The 24,894-nt window shown below is 64.6% G+C and carries 23 protein-coding genes; 5 read left to right on the top strand and 18 right to left on the bottom strand.

Going from position 1 to position 24,894, the window contains the following annotated elements; all coding sequences use genetic code 11:
• Positions 1–132 precede the first annotated feature (132 nt).
• Positions 133–297 carry a Flp family type IVb pilin gene (locus tag I6F12_RS16100; protein WP_128264172.1) on the bottom strand — a complete coding sequence of 55 codons (165 nt, stop codon included), beginning with the start codon at positions 295–297 and terminating at the stop codon, positions 133–135.
• A gap of 297 nt (positions 298–594) precedes the next feature.
• Here I6F12_RS16100 and I6F12_RS16095 point away from each other — a divergent pair, with 297 nt between their 5' ends.
• The 3 genes from I6F12_RS16095 (at position 595) to I6F12_RS16085 (ending at position 4,752) form a co-directional block, all read left to right on the top strand.
• Positions 595–2,085 carry a hypothetical protein gene (locus I6F12_RS16095; protein WP_225156808.1) on the top strand — a complete coding sequence of 497 codons (1,491 nt, stop codon included), beginning with the start codon at positions 595–597 and terminating at the stop codon, positions 2,083–2,085.
• Positions 2,086–2,195: 110 nt separating this feature from the next.
• Positions 2,196–3,692: a hypothetical protein gene (locus I6F12_RS16090; protein WP_225156848.1), complete on the top strand. Its 1,497-nt coding sequence runs from the start codon at positions 2,196–2,198 to the stop codon at positions 3,690–3,692.
• A gap of 64 nt (positions 3,693–3,756) precedes the next feature.
• Positions 3,757–4,752, top strand: coding sequence for a glycosyltransferase family 2 protein (locus tag I6F12_RS16085; RefSeq protein WP_225156807.1), 996 nt, complete (start codon positions 3,757–3,759; stop codon positions 4,750–4,752).
• A 64-nt stretch (positions 4,753–4,816) separates the two neighbouring features.
• Here the strand turns inward: I6F12_RS16085 and I6F12_RS16080 are convergent, their stop codons facing one another.
• The 14 genes from I6F12_RS16080 to tolQ form a co-directional block, all read right to left on the bottom strand.
• Positions 4,817–6,256: a hypothetical protein gene (locus I6F12_RS16080; protein ID WP_109142505.1), complete on the bottom strand. Its 1,440-nt coding sequence runs from the start codon at positions 6,254–6,256 to the stop codon at positions 4,817–4,819.
• A 121-nt stretch (positions 6,257–6,377) separates the two neighbouring features.
• Complete coding sequence (locus tag I6F12_RS16075) at positions 6,378–7,610, bottom strand: APC family permease (RefSeq protein WP_225156806.1); 1,233 nt, start codon at positions 7,608–7,610, stop codon at positions 6,378–6,380.
• A gap of 9 nt (positions 7,611–7,619) precedes the next feature.
• On the bottom strand, positions 7,620–8,459 hold the full coding sequence (locus tag I6F12_RS16070; protein WP_225156805.1) for a universal stress protein: 840 nt from the start codon (positions 8,457–8,459) through the stop codon (positions 7,620–7,622).
• A gap of 253 nt (positions 8,460–8,712) precedes the next feature.
• A complete protein-coding gene (ftsH, locus tag I6F12_RS16065) occupies positions 8,713–10,635 on the bottom strand; it encodes an ATP-dependent zinc metalloprotease FtsH (protein WP_035998585.1) in 1,923 nt (640 codons plus the stop codon).
• 276 nt (positions 10,636–10,911) lie between these two features.
• Complete coding sequence (gene tilS / locus I6F12_RS16060) at positions 10,912–11,967, bottom strand: tRNA lysidine(34) synthetase TilS (protein WP_035998583.1); 1,056 nt, start codon at positions 11,965–11,967, stop codon at positions 10,912–10,914.
• 64 nt (positions 11,968–12,031) lie between these two features.
• Positions 12,032–13,126 carry a tol-pal system protein YbgF gene (ybgF, locus tag I6F12_RS16055; RefSeq protein ID WP_225156804.1) on the bottom strand — a complete coding sequence of 365 codons (1,095 nt, stop codon included), beginning with the start codon at positions 13,124–13,126 and terminating at the stop codon, positions 12,032–12,034.
• 207 nt (positions 13,127–13,333) lie between these two features.
• Complete coding sequence (gene pal, locus I6F12_RS16050; protein ID WP_035998574.1) at positions 13,334–13,822, bottom strand: peptidoglycan-associated lipoprotein Pal; 489 nt, start codon at positions 13,820–13,822, stop codon at positions 13,334–13,336.
• A 244-nt stretch (positions 13,823–14,066) separates the two neighbouring features.
• On the bottom strand, positions 14,067–14,828 hold the full coding sequence (locus I6F12_RS16045; RefSeq protein ID WP_035998571.1) for a hypothetical protein: 762 nt from the start codon (positions 14,826–14,828) through the stop codon (positions 14,067–14,069).
• A 167-nt stretch (positions 14,829–14,995) separates the two neighbouring features.
• Entirely contained in the window at positions 14,996–17,317 is a 2,322-nt protein-coding gene (locus I6F12_RS16040) for an EAL domain-containing protein (RefSeq protein ID WP_225156803.1), read from the bottom strand.
• A 36-nt stretch (positions 17,318–17,353) separates the two neighbouring features.
• Complete coding sequence (locus I6F12_RS16035; protein WP_225112956.1) at positions 17,354–17,497, bottom strand: hypothetical protein; 144 nt, start codon at positions 17,495–17,497, stop codon at positions 17,354–17,356.
• Between the two features lie 78 nt (positions 17,498–17,575).
• The gene (tolB, locus tag I6F12_RS16030) at positions 17,576–18,922 is read right to left on the bottom strand and encodes a Tol-Pal system beta propeller repeat protein TolB (RefSeq protein WP_225112957.1); all 1,347 of its coding nucleotides are present in this window, start codon (positions 18,920–18,922) and stop codon (positions 17,576–17,578) included.
• 30 nt (positions 18,923–18,952) lie between these two features.
• Positions 18,953–19,912: a protein TolA gene (locus I6F12_RS16025; RefSeq protein WP_225112958.1), complete on the bottom strand. Its 960-nt coding sequence runs from the start codon at positions 19,910–19,912 to the stop codon at positions 18,953–18,955.
• 4 nt (positions 19,913–19,916) lie between these two features.
• Positions 19,917–20,369 carry a protein TolR gene (gene tolR, locus I6F12_RS16020; protein ID WP_036021864.1) on the bottom strand — a complete coding sequence of 151 codons (453 nt, stop codon included), beginning with the start codon at positions 20,367–20,369 and terminating at the stop codon, positions 19,917–19,919.
• Between the two features lie 43 nt (positions 20,370–20,412).
• Positions 20,413–21,129: a protein TolQ gene (gene tolQ / locus I6F12_RS16015; protein ID WP_225126318.1), complete on the bottom strand. Its 717-nt coding sequence runs from the start codon at positions 21,127–21,129 to the stop codon at positions 20,413–20,415.
• A 421-nt stretch (positions 21,130–21,550) separates the two neighbouring features.
• Between tolQ and I6F12_RS16010 the strand changes: the two genes are divergently transcribed.
• Positions 21,551–22,069, top strand: a complete 519-nt coding sequence (locus I6F12_RS16010) for a DUF2231 domain-containing protein (RefSeq protein ID WP_035998550.1) — start codon at positions 21,551–21,553, stop codon at positions 22,067–22,069.
• 7 nt (positions 22,070–22,076) lie between these two features.
• Here I6F12_RS16010 and I6F12_RS16005 read toward each other — a convergent pair whose 3' ends face one another.
• A complete protein-coding gene (locus I6F12_RS16005; protein WP_036021861.1) occupies positions 22,077–22,847 on the bottom strand; it encodes a DapH/DapD/GlmU-related protein in 771 nt (256 codons plus the stop codon).
• Positions 22,848–23,102: 255 nt separating this feature from the next.
• On the opposite strand from I6F12_RS16005, the gene I6F12_RS16000 reads away from it, so the two are divergent.
• Complete coding sequence (locus I6F12_RS16000; RefSeq protein WP_057028073.1) at positions 23,103–24,266, top strand: fatty acid desaturase; 1,164 nt, start codon at positions 23,103–23,105, stop codon at positions 24,264–24,266.
• A 33-nt stretch (positions 24,267–24,299) separates the two neighbouring features.
• On the opposite strand, the gene I6F12_RS37330 is transcribed toward I6F12_RS16000, so the two are convergent.
• Both I6F12_RS37330 and I6F12_RS15995 read right to left on the bottom strand, forming a co-directional pair.
• On the bottom strand, positions 24,300–24,434 hold the full coding sequence (locus tag I6F12_RS37330) for a hypothetical protein (protein WP_260344240.1): 135 nt from the start codon (positions 24,432–24,434) through the stop codon (positions 24,300–24,302).
• Positions 24,431–24,688, bottom strand: coding sequence for a hypothetical protein (locus I6F12_RS15995; protein WP_035998541.1), 258 nt, complete (start codon positions 24,686–24,688; stop codon positions 24,431–24,433). Before I6F12_RS15995 ends, I6F12_RS37330 begins: the two co-directional genes overlap by 4 nt.
• Between the last annotated feature and the right edge of the window lie 206 nt (positions 24,689–24,894).

The raw sequence follows: 24,894 nt of genomic DNA, 5'->3' as shown, positions 1-24,894 counted from the left end.
CCAAGCCATACACCCGAGTGACTTGAAGGAGGCTTAAGCCCGATCGTCGAACGCCCCGCGCCGAATTCCCGGGCAAAGCAAAAGAGCCCCGTCGATGACGGGGCTCCTCGCTATTCCGCTGGTCGTCCAGCCTTACTTGAGGCTGGTCGAGATCGAGCTGAACTTGGCGTTCAGCGTGGTGCCGAGGTTGTTGACGACGGTGATGATCGCCAGCGCGATGCCGGCAGCGATCAGGCCGTATTCAATGGCGGTGGCGCCGGATTCATCCTTCATGAAACGCGCAACGAGGTTCTTCATAGAGTGCTCCAAATGAGTACACGAGGCTACAACTGATCTGGTCTCTTCGGCTTCCCAGCGCCGCCCGACCATGGCAACGGAACGTAGAGGCAAAGAATTGCACCGCAGTTAATTCGGCTGCGTAAACACCGAGCGGATTGCGTGTATCGGCCCATGGTAAATCCAAGTTCGAAACAATCCGTTAAATTGTAAGCATCTGACCCCGGCCTGGCGCGGCCGGTTTACCCGAAGTTATGACCCGCGTGGTCCAATGCCGCCCGCTCGGGCCGGCAAGAACAACCAGGACGACGAGACGGCATGTCCCTTTCCTTCGCCAACAGCATCGCGGTGCAGGGCCGCGCGCGCGCTCTGGCGCCGTTGTGCGTCGGTGCCGGCGCCTATCTGTTCTTCCTGTTCCTGGGCGACACGCTGCTTCAGGATTCCGACTCGTTCTGGCAGATCAAGATCGGGCAATGGATCCTCGATCACCGCGCCATGCCCATGATCGACTTCTATTCCTTCACGCGGACGGGCGCGCCGTGGATCTCGACGTCCTGGCTGTCGCAGGTCGCGTTCGCCTTCTCGCATGCGCACTGGGGCTGGGCAGGCCCCGTCATCCTCACCGCGGCCGCCGTCGCGCTCACCGTCGCGATCTTCGTCCATCTGCTCGAGGCGCATATCGGAGCCCCGCGCGCGGTGCTGTTCGCGATGCTGGCGCTGCTGCTGTCGATCCATCACGTGCTGGCGCGGCCGCATATCCTGGCGCTGCCGGTGATGGTGGCGTGGGTCGGCTTACTGATGACGGCTGCGAGCCGCCGGAGCGCGCCGTCCTGGACCTGGCTGCCGCTGATGGCGCTGTGGGCGAACCTGCACGGCGGCTTCGTGCTCGGGCTCGCGCTGATCGGCCCGATCTCGCTCGAAGCGGTCGAGCATGCCGAGAAGGGACGGCGGCTCGCCCTGTTCATGCGCTGGGTGCTGTTCGGAATCGGGGCGCTGATCGCGAGCTGCTGCACGTCGTACGGCTGGCGAACGCTGCAGGGCGCGACCAACATCCTCAGCCTCGGCGAGCTGCTGACACTGATCGTCGAATGGATGCCGGCGAACTTCGCCACGTTCACCCCGTTCGAAGGCGCCCTGCTCGCCCTGATCGCATTCGGTTATTATCGCGGCCTGGTGCTGTCGGCGCCCCGGATCTTCCTGATCCTGTTCCTGACCTGGAGCGCGCTGAGCCACGTCAGGAGCATCGACGCATTTGCATTCCTGGTGCCGCTGGTGCTGGCAAAGCCGCTCGGCGAGATGTTCCCGCAGCCGGCACTTGAGCCCGCCGGTGCCGAAAGCTGGCCGGGCCGCTACGTCACGGCGCTCGGCGCACTGATGATCGTGGCGGCAAGCTGGACCTCGACCTCGCTCTATCTGGGGCACCACCGCTTCACCTTCACGATGACGCAGACGCCGGTTGCGGCGGTCGACCTGCTCGAGGAACGCAAGGTGCAGCGCGTCTTCAACGCCTACCAGTTCGGCGGCTATCTGATCTCGCGCAATATCCCTGTTTTCGTCGACGGCCGCGCCGAGCTCTACGGCGAGAAATTCATTATGGACTTCTTCAAGGCGACCGAGGGCAAGAAGCCCGAGCTGCTGCCACGCCTGCTCGACGAGCACAAGATCGATGCGACGCTGCTGGGCGCGGATGCGCCGGGGCCGCAGATCCTCGACCAGCTCAAAGGCTGGAAGCGGATCTATGCGGACGACATCGCCGTGATCCACGTGCGCGACGCCGCAGACGGCGCGACCGCGGCGCCTTCGAAGTGACGACCCGCTCCAGCGCGCGTCTTCGACCTCAGCAACTTCATCAGATGGTTCCTTCCAGCAACCCGATCCTGACAGATCCGGCGCGTTCCGCCCCGGACCGAGCCGTGGCGATGATCGTGCTTGCGATGCTGGCTATGGTCTCGTTTGTTCCGGTGCTGCTGACGCCCATTCCGGCGATGGTCGATTATCCCAATCACCTCGCCCGCATGTCTGTTCTGAGCCAGAACGGCACCGCGGGTGCAAATCCGTATTACGAGGTGAGGTGGGCCTTCTATCCCAACCTCGGAATGGACCTGCTGGTCCCGCAGCTGGCGCGCCTGATGAGCGTCGAGAACGCGACGCGGCTGTTTCTGTTGCTGAGCCAATGCCTGATCGTCACCGGTGCGCTTCTGCTCGAATGGGTCCGGAAGGGACGCATCCATCTCGCCGGCTTCGCCGCGCTCGCTTTGCTCTATTGCCTGCCGTTCAGCTGGGGTTTCGTGAACTTCGAGTTCGGGCTCGGCCTCGCGCTCTGGGGCATCGCCGTCTATCTGATGCTGGCGGAAGGCCCCTGGCCGCTGCGCTTCATGGCCAATCTGATCTTCGTCGCCGCGCTCTATGTGGCGCATTTCTTTTCGCTCGGCATCTATGGCGCAACGCTCGGCCTTTTCGAGCTGTCGCGCGTCCGCCAAGGGCGGGTCGCGTATTCCGTCGCGGCCGCGCGGCTTGGCGCGCTGGCCCTACCGGCGCTTGCGCTGCTTGCGATCATGCATGTCACGGCAGGCGCGATCGGAAGCCAAGGCAACGATTGGTTCCTCGCATTCAAGCCGGTCTGGCCGCTCCGCATCATGAACGGCTACAATCTGACGGCCGCGGCGGTGACCGGGCTGACCCTCATGACCGCGTTGCTGTTCGCCGCAAGGCGCGGCTTGCTCAGGCTCGAGCCCGCCGGGATTTGGATCGCGCTCGGTCTTGCGCTCCTGTACGTGGCCATTCCCTCGAGGCTGTTCGGGACCTCTTTCGCCGACCTCCGCGTGTTTCCTGCTGCGGCGCTGATCCTGCCGGCGTTCTGCTCGCTGTCGCTGCCAAGCCGGGCTTGGCGGATGGCTGCACTCGCTGCGATCAGCGGCATCACGCTGATCAATCTCGCCGTTGTCTTCACGGTATGGCTGCCCTACCGCACTGACTACGCGGCCATTGTCGAGTCGTTCCGCAAGGTCGAACGTGGCTCGCGCGTCCTCGTCAGCAATGCGGACGAAGCTGGCGACCCGCCCTTCGCCGATCTCACGGCGTATCCGATGTATTATGCGCCAACGCTGGCGGTGCACTATGCCAATGCGTTCGTGCCCAATCTCTTCACGGAGGCGGGCAAGCAGCCTGTTCGGGCCGTCGAGGCCGTGCGCCATCTTGCCACTCCGGATGGCGGACTGGTGTCCTCAGGCCTGCTCACCGCGATAGCAGCGGGCCACCCGCCGGCGGACTCGCCGCGCTTTGTCCGCACCTGGTACCGGGATTTCGACTACCTCTATGTGCTGGGACCGCGGGCCGCAAACCCGCTGCCGGATCTGCTGGAACTATTGCAGACCTCGGATCGGTTCGTGCTCTACAGGATTCGCCGCAAGTCCTGAGAAAGGCGACCTTAACCACCTGCCCGTAGACTTCCGTCCCTGCAACCCAGCTGGACTCCTTCGCATGGCGGCCAATTCCGGACCGATCCGCTACAGCCTCGTCATTCCCGTCTTCAACGAGGAAGCCGTACTGCCGATATTGTTACGCCGGCTCGACTTCCTGCTGTCCCGGCTCGACGGGCCGGCAGAGGCGATTTTCGTCGACGACGGCAGCAGCGATTCCAGCTCGATCGTGCTGCAGGCACTCGCCGTGCGCGACGCCCGCTTTCGCTATATCGGCCTGTCGCGGAATTTCGGCCATCAAGTCGCCATCACCGCCGGCATGGACGCCGCGCAGGGTGACGCGATCATCGTCATGGACGCCGATTTGCAGGATCCGCCCGAAGTGATCGAGCAATTGATCGCAAAATGGCACGAAGGCAATGACGTCGTCCACGCCCGCCGCTTGTCGCGCGAGGGCGAAAGCCGATTCAAGCGCGCGACCGCACACCTGTTCTACCGGCTGCTCGGCAAGATGTCCTCCGTCGGCATCCCCGCCGACGTCGGTGACTTCCGCCTGATCGATCGCAAGGTGCTGGACGCGCTCAGGCAGATGCCGGAGCAGGATCGCTTCGTACGCGGCATGATCGCCTGGCTCGGCTTCCGCCAGGCCGAGGTCACCTTCCATCGTCTCGAGCGCGCCGCGGGCGAGACCAAGTACCCCCTGTTCAAGATGATCCGGCTCGCGGTGAACGCCGCGCTCGGCTTTTCCGATCTGCCCTTGCGCCTGGCGATCTGGTGCGGATTGACCGTCTCGGCATTCGCACTGCTCTACGGCGGCTGGGTCGTCGTGATGTGGCTGAGCAACGACGCTCATCTCGTGACCGGCTGGTCCTCGACCATCGTCCTCCTCTCGCTGTTGTGTGGAATGAACATGCTGATGACGGGGATCGTGGGCCTTTACGTCGGCCGCATCCATGCCGAAGTAAAGCGCCGTCCACTGTACGTGGTCCAGAAGCGAGCCGGCTTCGATCGCAACGAGGCGGCGACTGCACCCGCGAAACACGCAATCAACGAGTGATTCGCCGCAATCATCTCGGACGTGAGGCCAACACCTGGTCTTCAATGCTGCTGCCGAGCGGGCTTTACTGCATCTCTCGGCGCTTGTGGACGACCGCCACATCGTCGCTGTACACGCGCTGCCAGTGCGGCAGCCGGTCAAGCATCGCTGTGGCGGGCGTATTCGGTGCGAGCAGCGTCGCGCTGATCTTGTAGTCGTCGAGCAGCTTGAGAAAATCTCCGAGGTCAATCAGCGCCAGGGCGCGATTGTAGCGGTCGATGAACGGTCCGCCGAACAGTTCCGCGCGGCCGTCGATGAAGGTTGGAATGCCGGCAAAGACCAAATAGCCGCCGAAGGAATAATCGTTGAGCAGCGGCCCCGCCTTGGCGAGGTCGGCACGGGCGACCGCCGCCTCGGGGGTGATGAGGGGAGCCGGCCGGATGTCGCGCGCCAGCGCCAATCCACTCATCGCGGCCAAGATGCCGAATGCCGCCAGGTTCAAGCCACGCGAGGAGCGGTCGGTCTCGTTCCCGCTCGGCCCGCCGAACCTCCGGGCCAGCGGGGCCGCGAGGTAGAGCGGTGCCAGCATGGCCAGCAGATCCGCATTGCGCATCTGCGCCAGCGCGAAATGGAGCAAGCCGATCACCACGAGGGTCCGCACGATCGGCAGCGTGACGCCGCGCGAGAGCGCGAAGATGCCCCCCAGCAACAGCAGCTCGAAGCCGCCGATGCGGCTGAAATCCTGCGGCCGCCATTCCGCGATCCAGGCGAGCGCGGGACCGAGGCCGAGTGTCGTGATCGGCATCAGCAGCGGTTCCGGCCCATGCGGCGTCAGGCAGGATGCGGCGACGGCAAGCAGTGTGAATGGCACCCAGCGCAGCAGCACGCGTGGCCATTGGCTTCGCTCCTCGCGCAGCAGCGCCTCGAGCACCACGGGTCCAATCAAGCCAAGCGCCAGCACTCCGCTGCCGTGCAGATTGCCCCACACGACCAGCAGCGGCAGGGCCCAGTATGGTGGCGGCCTGCCGTGATCCATGCAACGCACCAGGGCAGCCGCCCAGATCACCATGATGGGCATCACGAGCACGTGTGGCCGCGCCAGCATGTGCGGCGCCGTCAGGATGACGGCCGCGATCACCATGACCAGCGTCTGGGTCGGCGACAGCTCGCGCAGCAGGAAGTATGTGAGCAGACCAAAGGCGAGTGCGATCGCCGCGGCCGCGACGACGACGACGCCGGACCAGCCTGACAGGACGTAGGCTCCGGCATAGATGACTTCCGACAGCCATTCGAACGTGATCCAGGGCGCGCCATGCTTCGAAAACGAAAATGGATCGCTCGTCGGCAGGGTCCCATGCGCCATGATCCAGCGCCCGAGCTCGACGTGAGAATAGCTGTCGGGATCTCCGAGCAGCTTCGGGCCGACAGCCAGCAACACAGCGTAGACGGCGAGCCCCACAGCCCAAGGGAGCACTGCACGCGCCGAAAACGGTTGAACCGCGCTGGAGACGACCTGATCAGTCATGGCGGGCCAAGCTAGGCCTTAATTGTTAAGGTGTTCTTTAATGTTTCACCGATCGCGCGTGCGGAAGCGAGAGAACCGCCATCGCAACGTCCGGGTCCTCCGCCGAAACGCCACGCGGGCGCTATCGCACGAGATCGATCAGGAGCAACGCGGCGCTTGTGAACAGTCCTGCGATCGGCACCCAAATGGGCACGAAGAACACGCCGGCGGGAGGCTTGGATTCTCTCGTCTTGATGCGAAGAAGCGCCAGGTTGACCAGGACGAAGATCCCGAGCGTCAGGCGTGAGGTCCATTCGGCCAATCCGGTCAAGGGAACGCCGAGGGCGAGGATCAGGATGGCGCCCACGCCGAAGAGGGTTGCAACCACCGGCGCGCCGCTCCTGGCGTTCACACGGGCCAGAAAGGCCGGAAGGCTGCCTTGGTCCGCAAGCCCGTACAGCACACGTCCGATCATCAGCATGTGAACGATGATCCCGTTGACCGTCGCAACGATCGCGATGACGCTCAATACCGAGAGGGGAAGACCGGTCAACCGCTGAAAGACAAGTGCAAGCGGAGCCGAGGCGTGCGCGAGCTCGGCCGGGGGCACCGCGACCACCGCAACCCAGACGACGATCATGTAGAGGAGCGCGGTCACGCCGAGGGTGATGAAGAGCGCCCAAGGCAGCGTTTGGGACGGATTCTTCATTTCCTCGGAGATGTTCACGAGGTGCTCGAACCCGATGAACGCAAACACGGCGAGCAGCGACGTCTGTGCGATCCCGGTCCACGCTGCTTTATCGCTCAGGGGAGCCAACAGTTCGGGCAGCCGGGAGACCAGGGCGTCGCCCTCAAACAGCCCGGCTCCGACAATGAGGACCAATCCTCCGATCTCCACGACCGTCATCAAGCCGGCGAAGCTGATGGACTGAACCGCGGACAGGCAGGCGATCGCTCCCATCGCGAGCACGACGCCGGCGATGATCCAGCTGGCAGGCAGCGGCAGGAACACGCTGATATAGCCGGCGCTCCCCACGGTGATGGTCGCGCCGGAAATCGTCGCTGCAGCCACCACGAGCAACCCTGTGGCACCGCTGAGCCATTTTCGATGAAACGCGGCCTGGACATAGGCGGCCTCGCTCGCCGCGACCGGCAGTCGCGTGCCCAGTTCGGCAAAGCTCCCGGCCGTCACGCCCATCACGACCGCGGCAGCAAGGAACGCCAGAGGTGCATGCATTCCGCTCCGGGCGGCGGCCGCGCCCACAAGGACGTAGATTCCGGCGCCGATCGTGACGCCGAGCCCGTAGAGGACCGCGTGCGTGAGCGTCAGCGATCTGACCAGTTTCGTAGACCCGAGCGGCGCCACCTCCTGCATCACCAAGCGTCAATGCGAAAACAGGATCGGGATCGGCGGCTTGGACAGCAGGCCCCTGGTCGCGCCGCCGAGCACGAATTCCCGCCATCTCGGCGTTCCGTACGCGCCCATCACGAGGACGTCGATGCCATGGGACAGCACGTAAGATGTGAGGACCTCGTCGATCGGCTTGCTCTCGGCATCGATCTCATCCAGCACGACCTCTATGCCGTGACGAGCCAGGTTCTTCGCCAGTTCTCGGCCGGAATGTCTGGAATCCAGGGGCTTTTCATTGGTGACAGTCACGACGCGCACACTTCTTGCGCTTTCGAGCAAAGGAAGTGCGTCGGAAACCGCTCGCGCAGCGGTGCGGCTGAAGTCCCAAGCCACGCAGATGGCGTCGAGCCGCAACGGACGCGACCGCGGGCCGGTGGGCAGGATCAGCGTCGGCCTGCCGGATTCGAAAATCACCTCTTCGGCGTACCCCAGATCATGGCAGTCCGGCACCGCCATGATCGTGAGATCCCGAAGCCTTGCATAGTCAACCAGCAGCGCGGCCTCGCTGGCGGTTGCACAGTGCTCGAAGATGGTCTCATGCCGGACGCCGGATTTGTCGGCGGAGTCTTCGAATGCGGCAAGCAGGGCTTTCGCATTCTCGCGGCTCTTGGCGGCCTCGCGCGCAATAAGCGCGGGTATGTCCAGGATGACATCCCCGAGCAGGCTTGCGCGCACCTCCGCATGGACCTCGCAGGAAATGGCTGCGAGGTGCGCCCCCAGGGCGGCGGCCACCGAGACGGCATCGTCGATCACTGAAACCGGCGTCGGCTCCGGGTAGCTCGCCAGGGTCAACAGAACATCCTTGAAAGCCATGTGTGCCTCCTTTGACGAGTCGGAACCTAACGCTGTCGAGATGCTCCTTCTTGACCCACCGCAACCGATTCAGCCGGATGGCTGTGGCAAAACGGCCCAGGCTCGAACGATGGCGCCGGAACAGAACGCTCTGGTTCGGCGGCGCCTGCCTTGCGGGAGGGGCCAGCGCAATGCCAGCTCGCGAAGGCGCGCTCGGACAATAAAAAACGCGGCGTTACCGCCGCGTTTTTCGATTCTCAGCTGCAGCTTGGAATTACGCCTGCGGCTGCGGCTCGAGGCCGGGATCCGGATCGGGACGCGGGCGCGGCTTGCCGGCCGGGGGCACGGCGGAGGCGCGCGGTGTGGTCGGCTCGAGCACGGACTCGCGGTTCGGCTTCTTGCCCTTGAGCAGGTCGACGATCTCGTCGCCGGTCAGCGTCTCGAACTCGAGCAGGCCCTTGGCCAGCGTCTCGAGATCGGCGCGCTTCTCGGTGAGGATGCGCGTCGCCTCCTTGTAGCCTTCCTCGACCAGACGCTTGATCTCGGAATCGATCTTCTGGACGGTGGCTTCGGAGGCGTTCTGCGTGCGCGACACCGACATGCCGAGGAAGACCTCGTCCTGGTTCTCGCCATAGGAGACGGTGCCGAGCTCTTCCGACAGGCCCCAGCGCGTCACCATCATGCGGGCCAGGCGCGTGGCCTGCTCGATGTCGGACGCCGCGCCCGAGGTCACCTTCTCGCGGCCGAAGATCAGCTCTTCGGCGACGCGGCCGCCCATCATGATGGCGAGGCGCGAGGTCATCTGCTCCAGCGACATCGACAGCTTGTCGCGCTCGGGCAGCTGCATGACCATGCCGAGCGCACGGCCGCGCGGGATGATGGTCGCCTTGTGGATCGGATCGGTCGCGGGCACGTTGAGGCCGACGATGGCGTGGCCGCCCTCGTGGTAGGCCGTGAGCAACTTCTCTTCCTCGGTCATGACGAGCGACTTGCGCTCGGCGCCCATCATCACCTTGTCCTTGGCCTCCTCGAACTCGGCCTGCGTCACCATCCGCTTGTTGCGGCGGGCGGCGGTCAAAGCGGCCTCGTTGACGAGGTTCATCAGGTCGGCGCCGGAGAAGCCCGGGGTGCCGCGCGCAATGGTCTTGAGGTTGATATCGGGCGCCAGCGGAACCTTGCGAACATGCACCTTCAGGATCTGCTCGCGGCCGACGACGTCGGGGTTCGGCACCACGACCTGACGGTCGAAGCGGCCCGGACGCAGCAGCGCGGGATCGAGCACGTCGGGGCGGTTGGTGGCGGCGATCAGGATCACGCCCTCGTTGGCCTCGAAGCCGTCCATCTCGACCAGCAGCTGGTTCAGCGTCTGCTCGCGCTCGTCATTGCCGCCGCCGAGACCGGCGCCGCGGTGACGACCGACGGCATCGATTTCGTCGATGAAGATGATGCAGGGCGCATTCTTCTTGGCCTGCTCGAACATGTCGCGGACGCGGCTCGCGCCGACGCCGACGAACATCTCGACGAAGTCGGAACCGGAGATGGTGAAGAACGGCACGTTGGCTTCGCCCGCGACCGCACGCGCGATCAGGGTCTTACCGGTGCCGGGCGGGCCGACCAGCAGCACGCCGCGCGGAATGCGGCCGCCGAGGCGCTGGAATTTGCCGGGGTCGCGCAGGAACTCGACGATCTCCTGCAGGTCCTGCTTGGCTTCGTCGACGCCGGCGACGTCCTCGAAGGTGACGCGGCCATGGGCCTCCGTCAGCATCTTCGCACGCGACTTGCCGAAGCCCATCGCCTTGCCGGCGCCGCCCTGCATCTGCCGCGACAGGAAAATCCAGACGCCGATCAGCGCGATGAAGGGCAGCCAGGAGACCAAGAGCGAGACGAACCACGGCACGTTGTCGCCGGGCGGCTTCGCGGTGATCTGCACCTTGCTGTCATAGAGGCGCTTCACCAGCGTCGGGTCGTTCGGCGCGTAAGTCTGGAAGCTGGAGCCGTTGGTGAAGGTGCCGTGGATGTCCGGCCCCTGGATCACGACGTCGCGCACATTGCCGCGGTCAACTTCGCTCAGCAGCTGCGAGAAGGCGATGTCCTGCGAGGAGGCCCGCTGACCCGGATTCTGGAAGAGCGTGAACAACGCCAACAGCAGCAAGACAATGATGACCCAGAGGGCGAAATTGCGCAGATTGGCGTTCATCGATCTTCCTTCGTGGTCGCGCGGATCGCGGCCGTGATCCTTGGGCAGTTGATTTGGTCAATGCGAGGAAATCCCAAGGAATCCTCATCGTTAGACGGATACAATTTAGGTGCCGCCCCGGTCGCTGCCAAGGGAACGAGATGGGACTATTTATCCCATCTTAGCGCGATTCCCGCTGAAATCATGGCGTCCGAACCCGGGTTTTTCCTGCCTGGTTAAGGTGGCCTGACGGCACGGACGCGAATTGACCGGTGTCATGATCCGCTCTCGTCGCGCTCATCTGCCCTTGCGCCGCCGGGCCGGCGCCGGCGCGATCTGGATACGCCCGCCGGCAAGGCTGATCAAGGCTCCCGCGAGGGTCTGCTTCAGAACCGGCCGGCCATTTGCGGCTGCACCGGGGCCGGCGATCGCCCGATCAAGCACCGACATCAGGGTTTCGACCTTGCCGAGTTCCGCCGGCCCTTCATGGCCGAGCGCGTTGATGGCCCGCAGCAGGAGCCGCAGCCGCACCTCCTCCGGCAGGGCGGCAAAGGTCGCGGCCTCGAAGCTCCTGACACTCGCCTGCGGCGCATCGCCGCGATCCCGCAGGCGGAGGAAGCGCTCGGCGCCGTCGGCAAGCACCTCGACCGCCGCATTGGCCCGCGCCAGCCTTGCCGCGAGCCGCGCCAGATTTCTGGCGTCGCCGCCCTCGGCCGCGAGGAGCGGCAGCAGCGCGCGCAGCCGCGGCCGTGTGTAGGCGGTGTCCCGGTTGGTGGGATCCTCGGCAAAGCCGATCCTCGCCCGCCGCAAGGTCGCGATCAGCTGCGATTTCGGAACGTCGAGCAACGGACGCGCCAGCACGATTCCGTCGCGCTCGGTGAATGGAGCCATGGCCGAGAGTCCGGCAAGTCCGCTGCCGCGGAACAGGCGCATCAACAGGGTCTCGGCCTGGTCGTCGCGGGTGTGTGCCGTCAGCACATGGCTCGCGCCGGCGGCACGGGCGGCCTGTGCGAGCAGGCGGTAACGGGCCTCGCGCGCGGCGGCAGGCAGCCCCGTCTTCGGCTTTTCACCGCGCCAGCGCAAGGTCCGGTGCGGCAATCCGAGCGCCGCGGCGAGCCGCTTGACCTCGCGCGCCTCACGGGCGGCCTCCGGGCGCAGGCCGTGATCAATCGTGACGACCGTGATTTGCGGGCCTCGCGCGAGGCTGCGCTGCCAGCGCGCTGCAAGCCACATCAGCGCAACCGAGTCGGGCCCGCCGGAGACCGCGAGCACCAGCGCCGGGGCATCTCTTAGGCCCGCGAAGAGCCGCCTCGCCTCGCGCGCCGAGATCGGTGAATCGTCGTCGTCTGACATGACGCTGCAATCATCCGCGGATTGACCGAATGTTTAGCGCAACGCCATCCGCTTTGTCAGCGGATCAGCACTTCACCCGCTTCTGCTCGCGATCGACGGCGGCTTTGACGCCGGCGGAGGCGCGAGGATATTTGCGGCCGATCTCGCCGAAGGCGGCGCAGGCGGCCTCCTTCTCCTTCAGCGCGGCGAGCGACTGGCCGAGCCGCAGCAGCGCATCCGGCGCCTTGGCCGATTTCTCGTATTTGGTGGTGACGGCGAGGAACGCTTCGGCGGAATCGCGATATTGCTGGCGCTGGAAATAGCTCTCGCCGAGCCAGTATTGCGCGTCGCCGACCAGCGGGTCGCTCGGAAATTTCTGCGTGAAGTTCTTCATGGTCTGCTCGGCCAGCGCGTAGTCCTTGCGCTGCATGTAGCCGATGCCGAGGTCGAACTCGTCGCGGGGCGTCGCCGACGGCGGCAGGGTGGCCAAGGCAGCGCCACCGGCCGGTGCGGGATAACCGGATTGTGCCGGCGGATAGCCGGGCTGCGCGGCCGGCGGCACACCTTGTTGGTAGCGTTGTTGGTAGCGCGGGCTGGTGTTGGCGAGATCGAGCGGCTCGCCCGCATTGCGGCCGCCGCCAGGCGTGACCGCCGGCATCGGCTGCTGCCCGCCGCCGAGTGCGCGCGGCGCGCCGGGTGCATTCGGGTTCTGGTTGGGGTCGAAGGCATCGCCGCGGCGGCGTGTGCCGGGAGCGCCGGGCGCCGGCTGCTCCTGAACGATCGGCGCGGGCGCGGCGATCTGCGGCTGCTCGTAGCTCGGCTGCGCGGCTTGCTGTTGCGGCGGCGGCTGGCGATAGCCGGGCGCGACCTGACCTGGTGCAATCTGGCTGGGTGCGATCTGCGCGGGCGGCATCGCCGCGACGTTGGGTGCCTGCCCGGGCGCCCCTTGCGCGCCGCCCTCAAGCGCCCGCAGGCGCTCTTCGAGCTGGCGGTTGCGATATTGCAGCTCCTCGTTCTGGCCGGTGAGCTGGCGCAGCCGGTTCTCCAGCCGCTCGATCCGCATCTCAGGGTCGACATCATCCGACTGCCCGTAGACCGATTGCGCAAGCGCGGGCGAGCACAAAGAGAGCAGCGCGGCGGTCGCCGCGGTACCGGTAAAAGCCTTAAATCTGGATGACATCTTGCCCTGACGACGAAAGCGAAATGGCCTGCGACGGAACCCTCGACGCGCCACACATCGAAGTGGAGTACGCCAAAAATGTGACTGATACCAAGGGGTTTTCAGTCACAGAATGCTGAAACGAAACCGGCGCCCGAGAGGGCGCCGGCATCATCCAATTGCAAAGCTGAACGGGGCCTGACTGACCACCGGGGACCTGACCGAGCGTCAGGAGCTGGCGTTCAGGACAGTGACGGCGCGGCGGTTCTGCGACCAGCAGGAGATGTCGTTACAGACGGCGACCGGCCGTTCCTTGCCGTAGGAGATCGTGCGCATGCGGTTCGGGTCGATGCCGCGCGAGGCGAGGAACGAACGGACCGACTGGGCACGGCGGGCGCCGAGCGCGATGTTGTATTCGCGGGTGCCGCGCTCGTCGGCATGACCTTCGATGGTGAAGGAGTAGCGCGGATAGGTCTGCAGCCACTGCGCCTGCTTCTCCAGGGTCACGATCGCCTGCGGGGTCAGATCGGTCTGGTCGCTTTCGAAGAACACGCGGTCGCCGACGTTGACGACGAAGTCCTGCTGGCTGCCGGGCGTCGCCGCATTGGCCATCGCATCCGTCGCGGCATTCTTGTTGGCGCAGGCGCCCATCGACAGCGCGACGGCGAGCACCGCGGCCAGCTTCAATCCCTGGAGGATACGCATAGGATGTCTCATTCCGGAGCCTCCACGCTCACGTTAGTCCACTGCTGTCCGGTCTACAGGGGGTTGGTTAAGCGAACGTTCCGTCAACCTTGACGGAACCTTGCCTCAGCCGGTCAAATGCCCCCAACCAGCGAAAAGCAAACGTCATGGTTAATGGGTTGTAAATGTGGCGCGAGGGTGAAGGCAAGCCGCGTCGGCCGGCAAAAGGGCCGGCACTTGCTGGAATTTTGGGCCGAAATGACCGGGGAGCGCCCGCCTAGACCGAACCGAGCGCTTGAGAGGCCACGTCCAGGGTCCGCGGCGTGGTGAGCAGAATCGGCCGCGTGGCGGCCTGGCGGGGGATGCTGCGTTCAAACAGCATGCGCCGCTCGAACGCGCTGGAGCGCATGATCGGAAAGCGCGCGAGCACCTTGTCCCGCTGCCGCCGGACGTCGGTGGCCATCAGGACCGCCTTCTTGGTGGGCCAACCCGGAAAGCCCCGCGGCTCCGGCGAAATGGTCTCGTGCAGGAAGATGCGGCGGTAGAACGCCTGATGATCGGTCCGGATCATGGCAAGGCCGGTGTCGGCGTTGAAATGATCGCACGCGACAAAGGCGAGGCGGACGGTCAAATAGGGCAGCTCGGGAAAACGGTGGTGCTTGTCGGGATCTGCAACGAGCCGGCATGGATCGACAAAAACCTCGCCGCGATCGAGGCGGGGATGCAGGATGTCGCCGAACACCTCGGTGGTATAGGACATCCGCCATTCCGACGTCAGCAGATGGATGCGGACGGAGCTGCAAAGCTCTCCGTCAACATAGACCCCGAAATTCCAGGTGTTGGGCGTTTCGTCGAAACGATCGCTGACGCGCAGCGAAGGTGATGGCTCGATCAGACCGGCCTGCAGATAGGCGCGGTAGCGCATCAGATACAGGTTGTCCTTGTCCTCGGGCGTTTCGATGAGCCGATAATCGATGCGGTCAAACAACGCGGCGCCTCGTGGAAGGAGCGCCGTGTTCGGTTCGGCTCCGGACTTCATCTGCAACCTCTGACTCCAAGCAACTTCCACGAGTAGCCAGACCTTAATGGTTCCTTAACGGAATTGCAAAGCTATAGAATCGTTAGGGTTAACCTTTGCGAGCCCGCAAGACTACGGTGCACACGGGAGCCGATTGCGAGAGTGGAGCTGCCGGGAAGGGATCGGGCCTATCGCGACGACACGAGGGCGAGCTGGTCGTCGGGCACGCGACGACCATGCGAGGCGTTGAGCAATTGCCGGATCCGCACCGCCGGTACGGGCCGGCTGAACAGGTAGCCCTGCCCTTCGGTCACGGTGCCGTCGGCGCTGATCAGCTCGAGCTGCTCGTTGGTCTCGATGCCTTCGACCACGACGGCCATGCCGAGGTCGGCGGACAGCCGCGCGACACCGCGCAGCAGCGTCAGCGGCCTGTCGGAATCGATGCCTTCGAGGAAGGAGCGATCGATCTTCACCTTCTGCATCGGGAAATTGTGCAGGTAGCTGAGGCTGGAATAGCCGGTGCCGAAATCGTCGAGCGAGATGCGCACGCCGAGCGCATGCAATTGCGACAGGATGTCGTGGGTGAGCTGGGTGTTGCGCAGCAGCGAGGACTCGGTGATCTCGATCTCCAGACGATGCGCCGGCAGGCCCGACACTTCGAGCGCGTAGCGGATTTCGCTCAGGACGTCGCGCTGGTGGAATTGTTGCGGCGAGAAATTAACGGCGACGCTGACACCCTCCGGCCACTTCATGCATTCCATGCAGGCGCGGCGCAGGATCCAGCGGCCGAGATCGACGATCAGGCCCATGTCCTCGGCGACCGGGATGATGTCGACCGGCGAGACCGTGCCGCGCACCGGATGATTCCAGCGCAGCAGCGCTTCGCAGGTGGTGATCTTGCCGGACCTCAGATTGACCAGCGGCTGGAAGAACAGCTCGAATTCCTCGTTGGCGAGCGCCTTGCGCAGGTCGAGCTCGAGGATGCGGCGCGCCTCGACGGTCGCGGCCATCTCGTCGCGGAAGAAACAATAGGTGCCGCGGCCGTCGGCTTTGGCGCGGTACAGCGCCATGTCGGCGTTCTTGAGCAGCGTGTCGGCGCTGGTGCCCTCCGGCGAGGTCAGCGCGATGCCGACGCTGGCGCCGATCTCGACCAGATGATTGTCGATGCGGTACCGCTCGCTCAACCGCTCGACGATGCGGCGGGCGAGTGCCGCGGCATCCTCGGGCGACGTGAGGTTTTGCTGGAACACGACGAACTCGTCGCCGCCGAACCGGGCGACGAAATCCTCGGGGCGCAGCATCTCGCGCAGGCGGTTGGCGACGGCGCACAGGAGCTGGTCGCCGCAGGGATGGCCCAGCGTGTCGTTGACCTGCTTGAACTGGTCGAGGTCGATGAACAGCAGCGCAGAGAGCTGCGCCGCATCGTGGGAGACAGCCAGCAGGTGCTCGATCTGGTCGCGGAAGTTGACCCTGTTCGGCAACGCCGTCAGGTCGTCATATCGCGCAAGATGGGTGATCTTGGCCTCGGCGTTGCGCCGCTCGGTGATGTCCTCGAGCAGCAGCACCGCCCCTCCGTCCGCCATCGGCTGAACGGTCCAGCACAGCGACCGATTTCGCTCCAGGTTCGCCTCGGCGGTGATGATCTCCTTCTCCCGCGAACTTTCGATGCCGGCGACGATATGCTCGCCGTCCGCGCTCGAGATGGATCTTGCCTGCACGCACGCCGCGATGATGTCGCGCGCGCTGGCGCCGCTCCGAGGCAGATGGTCGGGCAGGTTCATCATCGCCGCGAAGCGGTGATTCATCACCGCGAGCTGGCCATCGCGATGGAACATGCAAAGACCGTGCGGCATGTTGTTGAGGGCGGTATCGAACTGGCCCGCAAGTGCGGCTTCGCGTTCGCGCGCCACCACGGCGCCCATGAAGATCCGGTGCAAGTTGACCGAGAGCTGCATGATCGCCAGCAGGAAGGCCGCGCTCACAATGGCCATCGCGATGTAGTAGGGCGTGCCGCGCCACGCCAATGCCAACACCGCCGGGGCGAAAATGAGCAGCGCCTGCAGATGGAAGATCGACGGTCGTCCGTACGCCCTTCCCGCTCCCCCTGCGGCAATGCCTGTCGTGACCGACAGGGCAATCATATGCGCGACCGCGTCGTCGGTGGCGAGCAGAGTCGTGCCGCACCAGATGCCGATCGCTGCAGCCTGGATCTTCGCGCCGATCTGATACCGCGCCTGCCAGCGTTTGGCCGCCTCGGCGGTCACGCTCGACTTGCGTCCCTGATAGCGACGCAAATCGATCGCCCGCACCGTTCCGGCCAAGACGAGCAGTGCCACGCACGCCCAAATCAGGGGCTCACCTGTCTTCAGCGCAGTCAGCGCAGCACCGATCGACACGAAGATGAGACCGGCCAGCAGCGGTCCGGGCGCTTCAAAGAGCGAATCGATCTGCGCCGCCGGATTGACCGGCGGCGGTTGCCCCTGCTCTCCGCTCTGGCTTGCGAACTGCATTTTGGTTTGTACGCGCGTCCTGTTCAGCGCGTAGTCTTACCCAGCCGAGATGAAGCTTTTCTGAGGGAACATCGTTAAAGTCGGGTTGTTTTTCGGCAATAGCGAAATGATTTTCGCTGGAATATCAAGCAGGTAGGCAAGCCTTGCCGGGCGCAAGGTGAAGGAAGTGTTGCCGGTCACGGCAAACTCGGAAAAAATCGGCGCGGTTTTTCGAAAACATCGCGCGTCTGAACGCGCGATGTTTCAACTGCGCTGTGGTCAGCCCGAGGTCGAGGACAACAGCGGCGACCATGCCGGGTCCGAGGCAAAACCCGGCGTCGGCACCTTCAATTCGTTGCGGCCGGAGATGTCGACCGAGTACAGCGACGGCCCGCCATTGCCGCCAGGATCGCGGAAGAACATCAGCACGCGGCCATTCGGCGAGAAGGTCGGGCCTTCGTTGTGAAAGCCGGAGGTGAGCAGCCGCTCGCCCGAGCCGTCGGGCTTCATGACGCCGATCGCGAACTGCCCGCCGCCCTGCCGGGTGAAGGCGATGTAGTCGCCCTTCGGCGACCACACCGGCGTCGAATAGCTGGCGTTGGTGTCGTCCTTGGAGAAGGAGATGCGCTGCGCCTGTCCGCCGCCCGCACTCATCACGTAGATCTGCGACCTGCCGCCACGATCGGACTCGAAGCAGATGCGGCTGCCGTCGGGCGAATAGGACGGCGAGGTGTCGATCGCCGGCGTATCGGTGAGACGCGTGGTCGAGCGCGAGCGCAGATCCATCACGAACAGGTTGGAATTGCCGCCCTGCTGCAGGCTCATGATGACGCGCTGGCCGTCCGGCGAGAAACGCGGCGCAAAGGTCATGCCGGGGAAATTGCCGACGATCTCGCGCTGGCCGGTCTCGATGTTGTAGAGATAGACCTTCGGATCGCCCTGGCCGAACTCCATGTAGGTGATCTCTTGCGAGTTCGGCGAGAAGCGCGGGGTCAGCACGAGATCGGAGCCGCGGGTCAGATAGCGCACATTGGCGCCGTCCTGATCCATGATCGCGAGCCGCTTGACGCGGCGCTCCTTCGGCCCGGTCTCGTCCACGAACACGACGCGGCTGTCGAAATAGCCCTTCTCGCCGGTCAATTTCTCATAGATCTGATCGGAGATGATGTGCGCGATGCGGCGCCAATATTCCGGCGAGGTGAAATATTGCTGGCCGGTGAGCTGCTGGCCGGAGAGGACGTCCCACAGGCGAAATTCGGCCTTCAGGCGGCCGTCCGGCTGCCGCGTCATGCGGCCGGTGACCAGAGCCTGCGCGTTGATGGTCTTCCAGTTCTCGAATTGCGGCGCGACGTCGATGTTGCTGATGCGCTCGATGAAGGCGGCCTGGTCGATCGGCGCGAACAGACCTGAGCGCTTCAGGTTGTTGGTGATGACCTGCGTGACACCGTTAGCGACGTCGCTGTCGGAGGGCGAGCCGGGCACGAAGTTGCTGATCGCGATCGAGATGGGCTGAAATCCGCCGGGACTGACTTGAAGTCGCCCCTGCGCCGTCGCGGCGCCTCCGGCCAGCAGGGTGACTGACGATCCCGCGGCCGCGATGAATCCACGTCGCGTCAGAAATGGCATCTTGTTCACCTGAGTTAATTCATGTCTCATCTACTGCTGATCTTTCATATCGAAAGTCAGCGCAATCGTTTTCCAAGTGTCGTACTGAGCTTTGGGCAAGAACGTGTAGGCCTGACACTGTTGGATCGCACGCTTGGCACTCTCCGCCATCGCATTTGCAATTGCCCGAGACGGTCCTCGAACCGCGACAATCACAGGCGCTGACGCGAGCGTGCCGTCGGGGCGCATCTGAATGTCTATGTCGGCCGTAAACTGATCCCTGTCCTGAGCATCATAAGGGAAATTGAAGCAGTGCTTGACGGCAGCGACGAAAGCTCCCTGCCAAGTCGCGACGTTGTTGGCGGCCGTCCCTGTCGCTGTGCCCAGCGAGGCTGATGCATTCAACGCCGAGCCGGTCTGCTCGTGCCGGGTCGCGGCGCGCTTGTCGAGGTCGCGCTGGATCTGCGCGGGGTCGAAGGTGCGCTCCTTGGGCTTAGGCTGCTGCTGCGGCTGCACCGCCGCGACCTTCTGCTCCACGGGCTTCGGCGGCGGCTTCTTGGTCTCCATCTTCTTCTGCAGCTCGGCGATCGGATCTTCCTTGGCCGGATCAGGCTTCTTTTCCTGCGGCTTCGGCTCTTCCTTCGGCTTGGCCTCCGCCACGGGCTTCGGCGGCTCCGGCTTCTTCTCCACCGGCTTCTCGACCGGCTTCGGCGGCGGCTCCGGCTGCGAATTGGTCTTGATCAGCTCTTTCTTCTCAGTGACCTTGCCGACGGCGTCTTCCTCCGGCTTGGGCTCCGCGATCTTCTCGACCTTGGGCTTCGGCTCCTCCTTCTTGCCGGTCTTCTGCCCCGCCATCATCTTGGCGAGCTGATCGGAGGAGATGATGTCGATCGGAAGCGATTCCTGCGTAGCGATGTAGGCCTTGCTGCTGAAGGTGACGAGCCCCCATCCCAGCACGAGGACATGCAGGGCAATCGACGCAACGAGTGTCTTGTCGACGTTCACCTTCACGGCCTCAAGACCCCTGATCCGCTTCCGTGACGAGCGCCAGCTTCTTGAATCCGGCGCCCGAGAGCTGGCCCATCACCTTGGCCACGGTGCCGTAATCCGCCTTCTTGTCGGCGCGCAGATAGATGCGTTCCTCGAGGCCGCCGCGCGCATCGGTGATCGCCTTCAGCTTCGGGATCAGCTCGTTCAGCGCAATCTCGGTGTCGTTGATGAACACCTTGCCCTTGATGTCGACCGACATCTGGATCGGCTTCTGGTCGTTGTTTTCGAGGCTCTTGGCACTGGTCTGGGGCAGGTCGAGCGGGACGCCGACCGTCAACATCGGTGCCGACACCATGAAGATGATGAGCAGCACCAGCATGACGTCGACCATCGGCGTGACGTTGATCTCGGCCACGACCGGCTTGCGCCGGCCGCGGCGCCCGCCGCCGCCGGACGAACTCGCAACGTTCATGGCCATGATCGCGTGCCCAGATTGCCCTTCACACTATACATGCCGTCCGTCAGCCCCGCTCGTCGATCTGACGAGACAGAATGGCTGAAAATTCATCAGCAAAGCCCTCGAGCCGCTGGGCCTGCCGGTTCACCTCGGAGGTGAACTTATTGTAGAAAATAGTGGCAGGAATGGCGGCGATAAGGCCGACGGCGGTCGCAAACAGCGCCTCGGCGATACCGGGGGCGACCACCGCCAGAGAGGTATTTTTCGAGGCTGCGATCGACTGGAAGCTCGACATGATGCCCCAGACCGTGCCGAACAGGCCGACGAAGGGGCCGGCGGAGCCGACGGTCGCCAGCACCAGAAGGCGCCGTTCCAGCCGCTCGACCTCGCGCGCAATCGAGACGTTCATCACCTTGTCGATGCGCATCTGAAGCCCTGCGACCGAGCGGGCATGGCTCTCGAACGAGCGCTTCCACTCGCGCATCGCCGCCACGAAGCAGGCCGCCATGGAATGCGTCGGCTTTGCCGATAGCGTGCGATAGAGCTCCTCGATCGACTCGCCGGACCAGAACGCCTGCTCGAACCGGTCCATCGAGCGGCGGGTGCGCGCGTAGAGAAAGATCTTGTCGATGGCGATCGCCCAGACCCAGACCGAGCAGGCCAGAAGCCCCAGCATCACCGCTTTCACGATCCAGTGAGCCTGCCAGAACAGCGCGATCAGCGACACGTCGGCGGAGGCAGCAACCGGAAGGGCTGTCTGAGCCAATTCGGCCGGATTCATAAGCAGTATCCTCTCAAGGCGATCGTTACCTAATGTCTTCGGCCAGCAAATCGCGGCCGGTGTTCCCCAACAGCCGCGCCGGACCCGCGCGGCGGGCAAGCCCGCTCAAAGCCTTGTCTTTCTGGGGTGCAGGGCTCGTCCAAAGGCTCGTCAAAAGCCGGCCGCCTGCATTCCCCGCCAAGATGTCAAAACTAAGGGGCCTCGACCCCAGGCCTTGACGTCGGGCTCCGGGCACGCCTGTCCGCACATACCAGAGCCCGCCGATGGTTAATGCGGGGTTACCGGCGACGCATTTGGCTGCAGGAAAGACAGTCCCTGCAGGGGGATGGACCCCGGATCCCGTGTTCCAGACGCACCGGCCGGAGGAACCTGCTCTCGTGCCAAAAATTGTCCGGAAAATCACTCTCAGCGAGGTCCTGCCATGTCCATCAACCCCAAGACGACCGCCGCGATCGGCGATCACCCGCTCCACCCCATGCTGATTCCGTTCCCCGTCGCGTTCCTGGTCGGCGCTCCCATCGCCGATCTGGCCTTCATCGGAACCGGCGACGGTTTTTGGGCACGCGCCGCGATGTGGCTGATCGGCGCCGGCATCGTCATGGCGCTGGTTGCCGCCGCAGCCGGCTTCACCGACTTCTTCAGCGAGCCACGCATCCGCCGCCTGAACGATGCCTGGTACCACATGGTCGGCAATCTCGCGGCGGTGGTGCTGGCCCTGGTCAATTTCTATCTCCGCTACGCCCAAGGCGCGGAGGCGGCGATCAAGCCCTGGGGCGTCGTGCTGTCCCTGGTCGTGGTCGGCATCCTTCTGTTCACGGGATGGAAGGGCTGGGAAATGGTCTATCGCCACCACGTCGCGGTGCTGGATGCGCCGGGCCAGACCAGCTCGGAGCCGGTCAACCCGCATCATGGCGGCGAAAGCCACCGCCGCGCCGCCTGAGCGACAGTCAAGCGGACGAAGCGGCCGCAAGGCAATTGGTGAGCCGCGCGGGATTGCCGATTGCGGTACAGCCGCCAGGCACGTCACCGGTCACGACAGTCCCGGCGCCGATCTTGGCGAAGTCGCCGATCTCGATGTCGCCGAGGATGGTCGCGCCGGAGCCGATGAACACGCCGCGACCGATGCGAGGCGAGCGCATCGGCAGGTCGCCATGGCGTCCGATGCTGACATTCTGAAGGATGGTCACCTCGTCGCCGATGACGACATTGGCACCGATCACGATGCCGGTGGCATGGTCGAGATAAACCGACGAGCCGAGGCTCGCGGCCGGATGAATGCTGACCTGCAGGACGTTCGATGCCTCGTTCTGCAACAGCAGCGCCGCATCACGATGGTCATGACGCCATAGCCAGTGCGAGACGCGCCAGGACTGCAGCGCGACATAGCCCTTGAAGTGCAGCAGCGGCGGCAACAATCCGGCGATGGCGGGATCACGGAGCACGATGGCGCGCAGGTCGCGGCCGGCCGCTTCGACCAGATCCGGTTGGCCGCGAAAGGCATCGCGGGAAAACGTCGTGAAGCGCTCGCGATCGGCGGCGCTGCCGCCCAGCCGACGCCCGATCAGATCGGCCAAGGCAGCGGTAAAATCGTCATGGGCAAGGATGGCATCGGCGACAGCCTTGCCGAAGACGGGATCCGCCGCTGCGGTGCGCCGCGCCTCGCCGCGTATCTCCTGCCAGAGGATGTCGCTCGCCACGATCGCAGTCTCCGTCCGCATTGCCGCCTGCGGTGTTTTGACGCTTGCTTCTCGCTGTCGAATATAGGACGCAGGCCGCCTGCGCGCCAATTGGCGTCGGCAACACGCGCGGCCACCTGTGCGCCATGCTCCCCGTAAGGCTACGGGCTTGCTTGCCAGAGAGCTGCGGCCAGCCTTCGGCCGGAGCCCGCGGTGGCATCCGCGGGTTTTGGTACCCGCCGGACGTCAAGCTGCCGGCCAGTTCCGAATCCACGTCATCCGAGGTCACGCTCAAATATGCCGCTCAACGCCCCCGCCGACGACCAGCACGACGACATCATGTATCCATCCGCCCTGCCGTTCCTGCTGGTCCATCTCGGCTGCCTTGCGGCAATCTGGTCGGGCGTCACCTGGGAGGCGGTCGCGATCTGCGTCTCACTCTATTGCTTGCGGATGTTCGCGATCGGAGCCGGCTACCATCGCTATTTCTCGCATCGGGCGTTTGCGACCAGCCGGGTGTTTCAGTTCATCCTGGCCTGCCTTGCGCAAAGCAGCGCCCAGAAGAGCGTGTTGTGGTGGGCGGCCAAGCATCGCCACCATCACCTGCATTCCGACACTGAAAACGACGTGCATTCACCGCGTCACCGCGGCTTCCTCTATAGCCATCTCGGCTGGATCTTTTACCGGCAGCACGACGCAACCGACCTCGTGAAGGTCGGCGATCTCGCCGCCTATCCCGAGCTGATGTGGCTGCATCGGCTGGAGCTGCTGCCGGCCTTCGTGCTGGCAGGGCTTTGCTTCCTGGTCGCAGGATGGTCGGGTCTGGTGGTCGGCTTCCTCTGGAGCACGGTGCTGGTCTATCACGCGACCTTCTGCATCAATTCGCTTGCCCATGTGCACGGGCGCAAGCGCTACGTGACCGGCGATGATTCCCGTAACAACTGGCTGCTGGCATTGGTCACGCTCGGTGAAGGCTGGCACAACAATCACCACGCCTATCAGAGCAGCGTGCGACAGGGCTTTCGCTGGTGGGAGGTCGACGTGACCTATTACATCCTGACGCTGCTGTCGTGGATCGGCGTCGTCTGGAACATGAAGGCGCCGCCCGAACAGGTGCTGCGCAACGAGCAGCCGCTCGGCGCGCGGGTCATCCAGCGGGCGGCCCGCGAGCTCGCCGGACGGTTCGATGCGCAAACCCTGGCGCATGCGATCTCGTCGGCACGCCGCCGGGCCGATCTCGCCCAGTTGCAGCTGCCGACGCTGCACGACATCCTCAATCGCGCGCATGAAGGTGTCGACGCGCTGACGCATCTGCATCTGCCGAAGATCCCGACACGCGAGGAGTTTCTCGCGGAGGCCAAGGCGATGTTCGCGCGAACGCGATCGCTCAACGAGATCGTCGACCACGCCTACGAATACTTCCTGGCCTCGGTTCACGCGCAACTCGCCACGGCGCGCTGAAACTCCACGCCATGCGACACCGGCCGGCACCGGTCATGTTGCCGGGGCGCGTCCATCGCGGGCGCGGCCGGGGTCAGCCTGCTTGCGGAGGCTGAGCGCATAGAGCCAGCCGCCTGCGGCGATCAGCACGGGCAGGACGAAAAGCGCGAAATCGCGGAGCAGGATCATGGGACGATACTTCCCTGCGCGAACGACACAGCGCGGCTGAGTGCGTACGATGCGCCCCAATATAGATTGGCGCTGAGAAACAACCGCCAGGACTCGCCGAGCTGCCATTCCGGGTAGAGCTGAACTTCCGTGGGCCACCCATTGAGGAACGCAATCGCCACCGGCACCACAGGGCCGAAGCGCTCGAACAACACGGCCGCGCGCTCGAACAATGCGAGGCGCTGGCTGATTTGTTTGCGTTCAATGTTGGTCATGATCGTGCCCGTCGGCGCCGCGGAGGCGCAGTCAAGGCTTGGTCGGTGCTAGCGCGGTCCGGGTTCTATCGATCCTGCACATCTGCGTGATGGGCCTCGCAAAGCCCTCGCAGGCGCTTCGCATCGCCAGGACGACCATCGAAGTGTGACATAAACCAAACCGCCCGCCTGCGGGTTGCGCAGGCGGGCGGCTCGGGGCCATCAGG

This window comes from Bradyrhizobium sp. IC4059, assembly GCF_020193615.1.
In the GTDB taxonomy this organism is placed as follows: Bacteria; Pseudomonadota; Alphaproteobacteria; order Rhizobiales; family Xanthobacteraceae; genus Bradyrhizobium; species Bradyrhizobium yuanmingense.
Note: the sequence above shows the minus strand (reverse complement) of the source record. Positions and strands in the feature narration are given on the sequence as shown.